10 protein-coding genes and 2 pseudogenes are annotated in these 12825 nt (G+C 55.1%); 11 read left to right on the plus strand and 1 reads right to left on the minus strand.

The annotated features are described in order from the left end of the window. The 9 genes and pseudogenes from C4N24_RS03675 to C4N24_RS15300 all read left to right on the plus strand — a co-directional run. On the plus strand, positions 1-459 hold a 459-nt coding region (locus C4N24_RS03675; RefSeq protein WP_112090369.1), incomplete at its 5' end, for an L-2-amino-thiazoline-4-carboxylic acid hydrolase. Positions 460-465: 6 nt separating this feature from the next. Next, positions 466-1068, plus strand: a complete 603-nt coding sequence (locus tag C4N24_RS03680; RefSeq protein WP_112090370.1) for an L-2-amino-thiazoline-4-carboxylic acid hydrolase — start codon at positions 466-468, stop codon at positions 1066-1068. Between the two features lie 147 nt (positions 1069-1215). Further along, complete coding sequence (locus C4N24_RS03685; RefSeq protein ID WP_005935777.1) at positions 1216-1695, plus strand: hypothetical protein; 480 nt, start codon at positions 1216-1218, stop codon at positions 1693-1695. Positions 1696-1794: 99 nt separating this feature from the next. Beyond that, positions 1795-2013, plus strand: a pseudogene (locus C4N24_RS03690) (zinc transporter); the annotation flags it as partial. Between the two features lie 135 nt (positions 2014-2148). Then, complete coding sequence (locus tag C4N24_RS03695) at positions 2149-3126, plus strand: helix-turn-helix transcriptional regulator (protein ID WP_005935772.1); 978 nt, start codon at positions 2149-2151, stop codon at positions 3124-3126. A gap of 73 nt (positions 3127-3199) precedes the next feature. Then, positions 3200-3955: a hypothetical protein gene (locus C4N24_RS03700; RefSeq protein WP_005935769.1), complete on the plus strand. Its 756-nt coding sequence runs from the start codon at positions 3200-3202 to the stop codon at positions 3953-3955. A 68-nt stretch (positions 3956-4023) separates the two neighbouring features. Continuing rightward, the gene (locus C4N24_RS03705; RefSeq protein ID WP_181573045.1) at positions 4024-5793 is read left to right on the plus strand and encodes an ABC transporter ATP-binding protein; all 1770 of its coding nucleotides are present in this window, start codon (positions 4024-4026) and stop codon (positions 5791-5793) included. Positions 5794-5796: 3 nt separating this feature from the next. Further along, complete coding sequence (locus C4N24_RS03710) at positions 5797-7524, plus strand: ABC transporter ATP-binding protein (RefSeq protein ID WP_112090372.1); 1728 nt, start codon at positions 5797-5799, stop codon at positions 7522-7524. 129 nt (positions 7525-7653) lie between these two features. Continuing rightward, a pseudogene (locus C4N24_RS15300) lies at positions 7654-9300 on the plus strand (recombinase family protein). A gap of 357 nt (positions 9301-9657) precedes the next feature. Here the strand turns inward: C4N24_RS15300 and C4N24_RS15590 are convergent. After that, entirely contained in the window at positions 9658-9972 is a 315-nt protein-coding gene (locus tag C4N24_RS15590; RefSeq protein WP_347475208.1) for a helix-turn-helix transcriptional regulator, read from the minus strand. Positions 9973-10347: 375 nt separating this feature from the next. Here C4N24_RS15590 and C4N24_RS03730 point away from each other — a divergent pair, with 375 nt between their 5' ends. Both C4N24_RS03730 and C4N24_RS03735 read left to right on the plus strand, forming a co-directional pair. Next, positions 10348-12594, plus strand: a complete 2247-nt coding sequence (locus C4N24_RS03730; RefSeq protein ID WP_112090374.1) for an alpha-galactosidase — start codon at positions 10348-10350, stop codon at positions 12592-12594. A gap of 25 nt (positions 12595-12619) precedes the next feature. Continuing rightward, positions 12620-12802 (plus strand): hypothetical protein, encoded by a 183-nt coding sequence (locus tag C4N24_RS03735; protein WP_112090375.1) that lies wholly within the window; start codon positions 12620-12622, stop codon positions 12800-12802. The last annotated feature ends 23 nt before the right edge of the window (positions 12803-12825 follow it).

Here is a 12825-nt window from a genome sequence, read left to right on the forward strand (position 1 = left end):
CGCTTCAAGATGAACATCGTCAACTGCGCAATGCTCGGCGCGTTCATCCTCTCCATGCCGCAACGTCCGGAGGTGGAAAGGCTGACGGATTACTACGCAAAGTCCATGATGACAGCGCCCATGCAGTGGTTCTGCCGCAAGAGCGGAAAAAGCAAGTTCACCGCAAAGGACATTGCCGCTATGAAGGCAACCGCCACTCTGAAAGCCGCCGACCGCAACCCCTACTCGTGGAACATGGAGTTTTACGAATACCCGGATGGCAGCGGCTACGAGGGACGCTTTACCAAGTGCGGCATCTGTGTGCTGATGAAGGAGCTGGGGCTGTACGACCTGACCCCTGCTTTGTGCCGTCTGGACTACACCATGAGCGAAGCGGGCGGCGTGACCGACTTTGTGCGGCAGTATACCCTTGCCTCCGGCGGACCCTACTGCGACTGCGGGTACAAAAAGAAGGGGTAACGGACGATGAAGAGAAAGGAAACCTATCTTTCCCGTGACTTTCGGGAGACTGCGGCACTGCGCTTTCCCGCGCAGGCAAAGGAACTGAACACCGCTTTCGATATGCGCCTGAGTGCGCTGCTGGCTGAAAATGCAGATGCAAGCAAGGAAAAGCAATACCACCTCAAGCGGCAGATCTTGCCGGGCATTTCGGCCTACGAGACCTTGCAGCGGGTCATGCCGAAAGAGGAGGCACTGCAAACCGTTCACGGCTATGTGGAGCGCTTGGCGAGAACGAGCCACAAACAGCTTGCCGCCCTGCTGCACATACCGGGGCTTTACCGCCTTGTTCCCGGCGTTTTCGTCAAATCCACCCGGAGCGTTTTCGGCCCGGCGGCGGGCTTTGCCCCAAAAGAACTGCAGACCGGCAACGGCGTCTGGCGTGTGGATATGATGAAGTGTCCCTATCACGACACCTGTGCGGACTACGGCTGTCCGGAGCTGTGCCGCTGCTTTTGCGACAGTGATGACATCAGCTATACCGGGCTGCATCCGAAGCTGATCTGGGAGAGAAGCATGACGCTGGGGCGCGGAAATGACCGCTGCGATTTCTGCATGAAGGTTCGATAATAGCGGGGAGACAGATTGGTATGGAAATCAAACGATTCGGTACATGGTATTTCTGGCATACTTTCTTGTTTTGTATGAACCACGATGGAAGGCGAAGGAAATGGGAGCATATGCCCGATTCGCACCCAGACTGAGAGGAGAAAAACAATGATCGTACTGCAACTGCTGCTTTATTGTCTGCTGTTTACCGCAATGGTAAAAATCGCTGTGATCGGTGGTGCTGTCAATGGACTGTACTTTTATCCCAAGGAGGTGCAGGATCGCGCCATCGAACTGGGACTGATCGACCGCAATACGATGAACCGAAAACGAAAATGCTTTATGATACCGTTCTTTATCGTGATGCTTGCTGCTCTTGTGCTGATTATCGGTTTGTGGAACGGGGCTTCCTCCTTTGGTGAGGCCTATTGGCAGGCGCTGCTGTTTCTTGAGGTCATGAATATCTATGACGGCGTTGTAATCGACAAGCTATGGGTCGGGCACAGCCAGTTTTGGGTGCTGCCAGGGCTTGAAGATGCGCCGTTCGTGCAGACCTGGAGGCAGGTGCTGAAAAAGCGAAGCATACTGGCGCTGATCTGGGTTGCGGGAGCGGCAATTGTCGGCGGTATTGTCCATTTGATTTTCTAAGAAGTTGGAAATTGCCCAAATGAAAAGCAGAATCATGAACTGCAATCGGAGGCAAAAAAGATGAAGACGGAGAAACCGAAAAAGCTGATTCGATGGTACATTCTCGGTGTGATCGGGGCAGTATTGACGATCCTGGCGGCAGGCATTGTGGTGCCCGCTTTGTCCTATCTGCTCAGCTTTGCCGCCGGAGCCATGCTGTATGTGGTGGTGGAGGAGCTGATCCCGGAAATGTCGCAGGGGCAGCACTCTAACGTCGGCACGGTTTTTTTTGCGGTAGGCTTCAGCATGATGATGGTACTGGATGTGGCACTGGGATAGCGCATGGTTGAGAAAATTGCGATGCAAGGGGCGAAGAAAGGAAAAATATGAAAGACAGAGATCTGCCAGTTGACCACAGCTGCCATTCCAAGCCCTGCAAAAGACGGATTGTGGAGATCGGATTGAATAAACAGTATGATTGATATCATTTTTCATGACAAAACGGGGGTCACTCCCTATAATCCCGGACAAACAGGCGGCTTTGAAAATGCGGCCGGAAGTGGAGAAATTCACTATTACCGGCTGTTTGATGGCGTGGGGATCATGCTGCTGCGGCTGGAGATGGAGACCTATACGGAAATCCGCACGCAGATCGGTATGATAGAGATCAATTTCTGCATCAATGGCCGTTTTGAAACCAGCTTTTCCATGCGTGATAGCGTTCTGCTAAAGCCGGGGGATATGGCCGTCAGCTGCTACGACGGACGGCATGGAACACGTTCAGAGTCACGGTTCCCGCTGGGCTGTTACGAAGGGCTGTGTCTGGAAGTTGATCCAGCAGCCGCTCAGAACTGGCTTGAGAAGAACGCACCGGGCTTTTCGGTGGATTTTGCGGTACTGAAGCAGAATCTTCTGGGAAACCGATGGTTCATGTTCGGTACGGCAGGACCCCGCTGTGAGCACGTTTTCCGGGAATTGTACGAAAATGCGCCCTACATGGATCTCCGGTTCCTGCGGCTCAAGGTGGTGGAGCTGTTGATGCTGCTGAGCCGCATTCCGCAGGAGGAAGGAACGGACTTGTACTGTTCTACCGAACAGACCGAACTGGCACACCATCTCCGGGATCACCTTCTGACAAACCGGGAGGGGTATGTCTCCCTTGCGCAGCTGGCAGAAGAACACGGGATCTCGGTTTCGCACCTGCAAAAAATGTTCAAACAGGTCTACGGTGTGCCAGTATACCACTATATCAAGGAATACCGTCTGGAACAGGCTGCCGTAGAGCTTGTCCGGAGCGCAAAGCCCATTACGCAGATCGCACAGAATGCAGGATATGACAACGCCAGCAAGTTTTCGGAGGCTTTCCGGAAACGATATGGAACGACCCCGTCGCAGTACCGCACCCACGCAAATGGACTCGCAAAACGGAGCAGGGAAATCAGAATGGAGTAGTCCACGGCCGAAAAATATGCTAAAGTACAGAGCGGTTAGAACAAACTTACTTTAAAACCGGAGGTACTTTCATATGATGATGAAAAAGAAATTTGTTGCAGTGGCCTTGTCTGCGGTCTGCCTGCTGTCTGCTGTCGGCTGCGGCCAGCAGAGCGCAAGCACAGCGTCTTCGGCATCCAGCGTTTCCTCCTCGGTGGCTTCTTCGGCTTCCGCAAGTCAGGTAATGGATGCGGAGGATTATCTGTCTGGTATCAGCGGGACTTATGTGGAACTGTTCCCGGAGATGGCAAAGAGTGAATACCGGAATTTGTGGATCGACGCTGCGACTCCGCTGGTAGGCGAGGACAATGCGGAATCGGCTACGGATATGCTGCTGGGAATGTGCATGGCAGAGCCGTATGGCGAGGAGGCTGTTGAAAAATATGCAGCAGATCCGGACAGCACGGCGTTCAACTGCTATTTTCTGGGCGGCGTGGAAAAATTCGTGATGAATGGCGACACTATCACCGGTCTGGATGCGCAAGGACAGGAAGTGTTTGCACACACCTACCAGAAACTGGATGTGGACAATGAAAACAGCTTCCTCTTCTACCAGAGCGAGGATGCGGATTCCGGGGAGTTTACCTACTTTGCCTTTGCGCCCGATACGATGGAAACGACGTATCATCTGGAATTCCGCTATGCAGAGGATCTCGACGACCTGCAGAGCTGGTATGAAGGAAATTATGCTTATTGGAATGCTGCCGCCATCGCAGAGGACTATGATCAGGCAACTATGGAAAATGTCATTGAACTTTTCGTCACGGAAAATTTGTCTGAGGCAGAATAAACGGCACATGCGCACCCGATCATGTCAGGCGGTACGCATGGCAATATTACGGTAAGGATGTGATTTGATTGAAAAAACGATCGGACTTTTCCCGGCTGATGGGCTATGCAGGTGGACATCGGGTATTCACCTATGCTTCACTGGTGCTCTCCGCTGTCAGCGCACTGATGGCGCTGATCCCGTTCCTCTATATCTGGATGATCTTGCGGGATGTGCTGGCTGTCGCACCGGACTATGCGCAGGCGGTGAACATCCCCCATTACGGCTGGATGGCAGTGTTGTTTGCAGTGCTGTCTTACCTTATTTACATTGCAGCGCTGATGTGCTCCCACCTGTCGGCGTTCCGGGTGGCGACCAATCTGCGGCTGGCGGTGTCGGAGCATTTGGCGGTGCTGCCGCTGGGCTTTGCCGAGACCTTCGGCAGCGGCAAGCTGCGGAAGATCATCCATGAGAGCACCGGAGCCGCCGAGACCTATCTGGCCCACCAGCTGCCAGACCAGTACAACGCCATCGCCACCCCGGTGGGGCTGCTGGTTTTGCTGCTGGCGTTCGACTGGCGGCTGGGGCTGCTGAGCCTTGCGCCGGTGGTGTTGGCGTTTCTCATCATGGCGACCATGACCGGCAAGCGGATGGCCGAAAAAATGCGGCAGTACGGCAACGCACTGGAATCCATGTCCAACGAGGCCGTGGAGTACGTCCGGGGTATCCCGGTGGTCAAGACCTTCGGGCAATCGGTATTTTCCTTCAAAAAGTTCAAGACCACCATTGATGAGTATGAAAAGTGGGTCATCTCCTACACCAAAGACCTGCGCCTGCCCATGATGTTCTATACCGCTGCCGTCAACGGTGTGTTCGCCTTTCTGATCGCGGGCGGGCTGCTGTTCACGACCCACGGCGTGACCACGGAATTTCTGCTGAACCTGCTGTTCTATATCATCATCACGCCGGTGATCTCCCTGACCCTGACCCGCATCATGTACATGAGCGAAAATGAACTCGTTGTGGCAGATGCGCTGGCTCGTGTGGATTCGGTTCTGGATGCGGAACCTGTGCCAGAAAACGATCATCCGCAGCATCCGAAAGATGCCTCTGTGTCCCTGAAGGATGTGCATTTCAGCTATGATGGCAAAACGGATGTTATCGAGGGCGTTTCGCTGAAAATTCAGCCGGGTCAGACGGTGGCTTTCGTTGGACCCTCCGGCGGCGGCAAATCCACACTGGCAAACCTGATCTGTCGGTTCTTCGATGTGCAGAGCGGCAGCGTCCGGGTGGGCGGAGCGGATGTGCGGGACATCCCCAAGGAAGAGTTGATGGACACCATCTCCTTTGTGTTCCAGAACAGCCGCCTGCTCAAGGGCAGCATTCTGGACAACGTCCGTCTGGGTAGGCCGCAGGCCACCGAAGCCGAGGTGCTGGCGGCGCTGAAAGCTGCACAGTGCATGGATATCGTGGAGAAGTTCCCGGCGGGCATCCACACGGTCATCGGCACCAAGGGCGTGTATCTTTCCGGCGGCGAGCAGCAGCGCATTGCCATTGCCCGCGCCATGCTGAAAAATGTGCCCATCCTGATCCTGGACGAGGCCACCGCCTTTGCCGACCCGGACAATGAAGCAAAGGTGCAGGCAGCCTTTGCCCAGCTTGCCAAGGGCAAAACGGTGCTGATGATCGCGCACCGCCTGTCCACAGTCGCCAACGCCGACTGCATCTATGTGGTGCAGGATGGGCAGATTGTGGAATCCGGCACAAAGGACGAACTGTGTGCGCAGAACGGTCTGTTTGCCCGGATGTGGCAGGAGTATCAGGCGTCGGTGCAGTGGAAGGTCGCAAAGGAGGGGTAAGGAATGATCGAAAAAATTCAACACGCCACAGCCAGCTCCCCGGAGGGCGCAAAGGGGCTTGTAAAGGGCGTTCTGGCCTGTGCGTTCCAGAACATGGCGTTCATGCTGCCCACCGGGCTGCTGTATCTTCTGGTAAAAGACCTGCTGGCAGGCTCTACGAGCGGGAGAAGCACCTTTTATCTGGTGGGATGCGTTGCCTGCTTTGTGTTGATTTTGCTGACCACATGGTTCCAGTACAACGGCACCTATTTTACTACCTATAAAGAGAGCGGCACCCGCCGCCTGACCCTTGCAGAGCGGCTGCGGAAGCTGCCTCTGTCCTTTTTCGGCAAGCGAGACCTTGCCGACCTGACAAGCACCATCATGGCGGACTGCGAGGTACTGGAAAAGGACTGCTCCCACTTCATCCCCGGTCTGTTCGGCTCCCTCATTTCCACGGTGCTCATTGCCCTGAGCCTGTTCGCCTTTGAGTGGCGGATGGCACTGGCGGCTCTGTGGGTCATTCCGGTATCCGCTGCCATCGTGGTGGGCAGCTATCGGGTACAGGATAAGGTGCAGGCCAGGACCATGGCGGCGAAAATGGCCTGTGCGGACGGTATTCAGGAGTACATCGAGACTCTCCGGGACCTGAAAGCCAGCAATGCGGAGCAGCAGTATCTGTCCGGCCTTTCCGGCAAAATTCGGGCAGTGGAAAAGCAGTCTATTGTGGCAGAGCTGGAAACAGCGCTGTTTGTGTCCTCCGCCGGCATGGTGCTCAAGCTGGGCATTGCATCGGTGGCGCTCACCGGTTCGGTGCTGCTGGTGCAGGGCAGCATCGACGTACTGACCCTGTTTCTGTTCCTGATGGCGGCATCCCGGATGTACGACCCCATGCAGGGGGCTTTGCAGAATCTGGCGGCGGTCATCGCCATGCGTACCAATGTGGGGCGGATGAATGAGATTCTGGACGCTCCCCTGCAGACCGGCAGCGAGCAGCTGACCAATCAGGGCTGCGATATCGTGTTCGACCATGTGGGCTTTGCCTATGACTCCGGTGAAGCGGTGCTGCGGGATGTCTCCTTTACCGCAAAGCAGGGGGAGGTTACGGCGCTGGTGGGCCCCTCCGGCAGCGGCAAGACCACTGTTTCCCGGCTGGCAGCACGGTTCTGGGATTACCAGAAGGGCAGTATCACCGTGGGCGGCATGGATGTCTCCCGAATCGACCCGGAAAAACTCATGAGCCTGTATTCCATCGTCTTTCAGGATGTGACCCTGTTTGACAACACAATCCTCGAAAACATCCGTCTGGGGCGCAAAGGTGCCACCGACGAGGAGGTCCTTACGGCGGCAAAGCTGGCAAACTGCGAGGAATTTGCCGAGAAGCTGCCGGACAAGTGGAACACCAATATCGGCGAGAATGGCTGCGCTCTTTCCGGCGGTGAGCGTCAGCGCATTTCCATCGCCCGTGCTTTTCTGAAGGATGCGCCCATCATTCTGCTGGACGAGGCCACCGCAAGTCTGGATGTTGAGAACGAAACGGCGATTCAGGAGGCTCTGTCCCGCCTCATCAAAAACAAGACCGTTCTCATCATCGCTCACCGGATGCGTACCGTGGCCGGTGCGGATCAGGTGGTGGTGCTGTCGGGTGGCATCGTGGCCGAGCAGGGCAGCCCGGCAGAGCTGTACGCCCGGAAGGGACTGTACACCCACATGGTGGATCTGCAGTCGGCAAGCCAGAACTGGACGATCTGAGAATGATGGCGGCTTTTATTTGGGAAAAAGTCTTGCATTCAGTTAAAAACTGTGGTATATCCATTATACGAAACATTGCTTTGAAAAAACGATCCACCGTTCAATGATGTATAAATGGAGGTGCCTGCCATGACCGCCGTGATCTATGCCCGCTATTCTACTGACAGTCAGCGCGAAGAATCCATTGAAGGTCAGATCCGGGAATGCACCGCCTATGCGGAAAAGAACGGCTTCACGGTGGTGAAGCATTACATTGACCGTGCCATCTCCGCCAAGACCGATAACCGCCCGCAGTTCCAGCAGATGATCAAGGACAGTGAGCGTGGCATCTTTGACGTCATCATTGTCTGGAAGCTCGACCGCTTTGCCCGAAACCGCTATGACAGTGCCCGGTACAAGACCCAACTGAAGCGGAACGGCGTGAAACTGGTGTCGGCAACGGAAGTCATTTCGGCTGGCCCGGAGGGTATTATTCTGGAGTCGGTGCTGGAGGGCTATGCCGAATATTACTCGGCTGACCTGTCCGAAAAGGTCGTGCGCGGCATGACCGAAAATGCTCTCAAGGGTATTTATAATGGCGGCACGATTCCGTTCGGCTACATGATCGATGAGACCCGGCATTACCAGCCAGACCCGCTGCTGGCTCCGTATGTGGAGCAGACGTTCCAGAAGTATGCGGACGGTGCGACCATGACTGACTTGCGGGATTGGTTGAAGGCGCACAACATCAAAAATTCGATGGGCGGAGAGATGTCCTATAACACAATTCAGCGGATGCTGAGTAATCGCCGGTACATCGGCGAATTGCGTTTGCGGGATGTGGTACAGCCCAATGCGATCCCGGCTCTCGTGTCAGAGGACTTGTTCAACAAGGTGCAGGAAAAGCTGGCGAAAAATAAAAAGGCCCCTGCCCGTCATAAGGCAGAGGAAAGCTATCTGCTCACAACCAAGCTGTACTGCGGCAAGTGCGGTGCACTGATGTTCGGAGAAAGCGGTGTCAGCCACACCGGGAAAATGTATACCTATTACAAGTGTGCCGCCGCCAAGAAGAAAAAGACCTGCGATAAAAAGGCCGTGCGGAAACAGTGGCTGGAAGATCTAGTGGTCAACGAGACCATGAAGCTGGTGGAAGATGACGCTTCCATGAATGCCATCATTGCCAAAGTCATGGAATTGCAAAATCAGGAAAGCACGGATTTGCCCATCTATGAAAAGCAGTTGAAAGAAACGGAAACCGGCATCACCAATATGCTGAACGCTATCCAGATGGGCATTCTGACCAGTTCCACCAAGGAGCGGCTGGAAGCGCTGGAAGAACAGCGAAAAGAACTGCAAGCCCGCATTGCAGAGGAACGGCTGGCTAAGCCAAAGATGAAAGAGGAGTTCGTCCGGTTCAATCGCAAGGGCAGGTTTGGAATACTGTTCTAACCGGCATATTTTGCGATATGCAATCCAACGATGTTGCAAACGATTGAAAAAGTTGGATTGCGATGGCTGCTTCGCTTCCGCAAGCTGGATATGACCCAGCCGGAGCAGCGGCAGGCACTGGTGGATACTTTCATCAATGCCATCTATCTCTATGATGATAAGGTTCTCATCACCTTTAATTATAAGGAAGGTACGGAAACGGTCGCTTTCGGAGAAGCCGTGAAAGCGGAGAAAAGTTCGGATATGAGTGCGCGAGGTGCACCACAAGAGAGACAGCTTTTGATAGCTGTCTTTTTTGTTTTATACGGCAATTTCTCTTTAACAGCAACAGCGGATAAGAGGACTTGAACAGCACGGCCCCACCGCAGGTGGGGCAACAAAAGCCCCAGTGGGGCTTTTGTTAGTGCGCGGTTCCCAACCCGTAGGAATGTCTAACGGGAGGACTGCCGCTGATTTATTTCACTGTATACTCCCTCTTCAGCTGTAACAGCGGATAAGAGGACTTGAACAGCAACGACGACGACCGCTGCCTGCGGCAGAAACAGGGAGGAGTTGCCCGAGTAGCGTTCTGATTTTTCAAAGCCCTGCCAAGGGGCTGCGGAAAAATCAGCAAACGCAACCCGTAAGGCCCCGCGGTTCCCAACTCATAGGAATGTCTAACGGGAGGACTGCCGCTGATTTATTTCACTGTATTGAGACCAATTTTTATAGTGCAAAATGCTTTGCACGATAGTCCCGTGGGCTGATGCCATATACGTTTTTGAACGCACGGGAAAAGTGAAGCTGATTGGGATAGCTGACCATGGTGCCGATGGTGCTGATGGGCAGGCGGCTTTCAGTCAGCAGCTGTGCCGCCCGTGCCATGCGGTAGTGCAGCAGGAACCCCTGTGGGCTTTCGCCCATGGTATCTCGGAACACCTTGCTGAAATAGCTGCGGTTCAGTCCGCAGAAGGAGGAGATATCCTCGATGGAAATATCTTCGCTGTAATGCTGCTCTATGAAAGACAGAGCCTCTTTCATAATAATTCGCAGTATTCCTTCAAATTGAGATATAACAAGTCGCATTTTTGCATTTACGAAACCACTGGCAGATAGTATAATAATGGCACAACAAGAGAAAAGAAACTGTGCAATGTGATGATGCACAAAATTTTCTCGCTGCTTTTGTAAGAGCTGACAAAAAGCAGAAAAATCGACCCGGCCGGTACGACACAGTACGAAGATCACCCTACGGAATAAGGACTTTGGAGGAGAACAAAAATGAAAATCTCTCGCAGACAATTCGTAAAGGCAATGGCAGCAATGAGCGCCGCCGACAGGCGGGTAGCCGTTCCGACACGACCGCCTGCCTGTCGGCATTTCTATTAAAAATAATCTCGTTGAGGTATAGGATCCATGAGTATTCGATTTGATTCCGAGGCACGCATTTTTGTATTGGAGACTGCCCATACCAGCTACCACATGAAGGTGGATGCGCTGGGGCACCTGCTGCATCTGTACTACGGCAAAACCATCGGCACCGGGGACCTGATGCAGCTGTATCCTCGCACAGACCGGGGATTCTCGCCGGATTACTACGCTTACCGCACCCACCGGGGCGTTTCCCCGGATCTGCTCCCGCAGGAGTATACCGGCTGCAATGTGGGCGATTTCCGTCTATCCTGCCTGACGGTGGCCGACAGCCGTGGCGCCTTTGGCGCAGACTTTACCTATGTGAGCCACACGGTGGAGGCGGGCAAATATCAGCTGACCGGTCTGCCCTGTGCCCACGCAGAGGAAAACGATGCCGAGACCCTGATCGTCCGAATGCAGGACGAGACAACCGGTCTGACGCTGGAGCTGCTGTACGGCGTGTTTGCACAGCAGGATGTCATCACCCGTGCGGCGCGGCTGACAAACCACGGAGATACCCCGCTGCGGCTGGACAAGGCGGCATCTGCCTGTCTGGATCTGCCCTTTGGCAGATGGGATCTGCTGCATTTCCATGGCAGACACGCTATGGAACGGCAGCTGGAGCGGGAAGCTGTGGGCACCAATATCCAGACCATTTCTTCGGTGCGGGGCAGCTCCAGCCACCACAATAATCCCTTCCTGATCCTCTGCCAGCAGGATGCAACGGAGACCAGCGGTGCCTGCTACGGGGTGATGATGGTCTATTCCGGCAGCTACCAGATGGACGTGGAGCGCTCTCAGACCGGGCTTGTCCGGGTAGTGAGCGGCATTCAGGAGGAGCGCTTTGCGTGGAACCTGAAGCCGGGCGAGACCTTTGATACCCCGGAGGTGATCCTCTCCTTTGCGGCAGAGGGTCTGACCCCGCTTTCCCAGCAGTACCACCGCTTTTTGCGGCGCAACATCTGCCGCGGCCCGTGGAAGGACAAACGCCGCCCGGTGCTGATCAACAACTGGGAGGCCACCTATTTTGATTTCAACACCGAAAAGATCGTAAAAATCGCTGAAAAAGCGGCCTCTCTCGGCGTGGAGATGATGGTGCTGGACGATGGCTGGTTCGGCACCCGGAATGACGACAATCAGGGTCTGGGCGACTGGACCGTGAACTGCGAAAAGCTGCCCGGCGGACTGGATCCGCTGATCGGGCAGATCAATGCGCTGGGCATGAAATTCGGCCTGTGGAGCGAACCGGAAATGGTCAACGAGAACTCCCAGCTGTACCGCACCCATCCGGACTGGGCGCTGACCCTGCCCGGACGCAAGCCTGCCATGGGGCGCAACCAGCTGGTGCTGGATCTTTCCCGCCCGGAGGTGGTGGACTATCTGGCAGGGGTTATCAGCAAGCTGCTGCGGGAGCATCACATTGAGTATATCAAGTGGGATATGAACCGCAGCATGAGCGATGTGTACAGCCGTGCTTTCCCTGCCGAGCAGCAGGGTGAGATCATGCACCGCTATATGCTGGGCGTTTATGCGCTGGCAGAGCGGCTGACGCAGGGCTTCCCGGAGGTGCTGTTCGAGGGCTGCGCAGGCGGCGGCGGACGCTTTGATGCCGGAATGCTGTGCTACTATCCCCAGATCTGGTGCAGTGATGATACCGATGCCATTGAACGGTTGACCATCCAGCACGGCACCTCCTTTGGCTACCCGGTCTGCACCATGGGTGCTCATGTTTCTGCCTGCCCCAACCACCAGACCGGCCGTACTACGCCCATCGATACCCGTGCTGTGGTGGCGATGAGCGGCACCTTTGGCTACGAGCTGGATCTGGGCAAATTGAAGCGCGCCGAGTGCACTGCAGTGAAAAACCAGATCAAGCGGTTCAAACGGCTGAACGACCTGATCCGCACCGGCGATTATTACCGGCTGACCGACCCGGCAGAAAACGCATATTTCACGGCATGGCAGTTTGCCGCAGAGGACGGCAGCGAGGCACTGCTGAATCTGGTGGTGACCCATCCGCAGGCGAATCCCTTGCCCATCCACCTGTGCTTCCGTGGGCTGGAAGAAGATGCTGTGTATGAACTGGATGGCATCGACTATTTCGGCTCCCGGTATGCCCACGACGTAGAGGACGGCATTCACAAGGGGATGCGGTTCAGCGGCAGCACCCTGCTGTATGCGGGACTTGTCCTGCCGCAGCTGTTTGGCGATTACCCCAGCGTGCAGCTTCATCTTACGCGAAAAGGATAAAGAAAGATGACAAGTCAAGATAATTTTGCAGTCCGGTTCGCCAAGCACAAGGACGAGCTGGAATGGCTGTTCATGGAACTGTACCGAGTACCCGGCAGGAGCAAGTCTGGACGCTCTGGGCGGCAGGTACAAGACCGCCGATGGCAAGACCGTCTGGCTGGCAGACGTGGAGCTGGAACCCTATCAGGCGCTGCTGGTGCACCGCTGAAAGGAGCAGCCATGGATATTGTA

Source organism: Faecalibacterium prausnitzii, from assembly GCF_003287405.1.
Lineage (GTDB): Bacteria > Bacillota > Clostridia > Oscillospirales > Ruminococcaceae > Faecalibacterium > Faecalibacterium intestinale.

Excerpts from the sequence above, each read along its gene's own strand:
- C4N24_RS03680 (WP_112090370.1), top strand. The coding sequence starts at position 466 with ATGAAGAGAAAGGAAACCTATCTTTCCCGTGACTTTCGGGAGACTGCG.
- C4N24_RS03685 (WP_005935777.1), top strand. The coding sequence starts at position 1,216 with ATGATCGTACTGCAACTGCTGCTTTATTGTCTGCTGTTTACCGCAATG.
- C4N24_RS03695 (WP_005935772.1), top strand. The coding sequence starts at position 2,149 with ATGATTGATATCATTTTTCATGACAAAACGGGGGTCACTCCCTATAAT.
- C4N24_RS03700 (WP_005935769.1), top strand. The coding sequence starts at position 3,200 with ATGATGATGAAAAAGAAATTTGTTGCAGTGGCCTTGTCTGCGGTCTGC.
- C4N24_RS03710 (WP_112090372.1), top strand. The coding sequence starts at position 5,797 with ATGATCGAAAAAATTCAACACGCCACAGCCAGCTCCCCGGAGGGCGCA.
- C4N24_RS15590 (WP_347475208.1), bottom strand. The coding sequence starts at position 9,972 with ATGAAAGAGGCTCTGTCTTTCATAGAGCAGCATTACAGCGAAGATATT.
- C4N24_RS03730 (WP_112090374.1), top strand. The coding sequence starts at position 10,348 with ATGAGTATTCGATTTGATTCCGAGGCACGCATTTTTGTATTGGAGACT.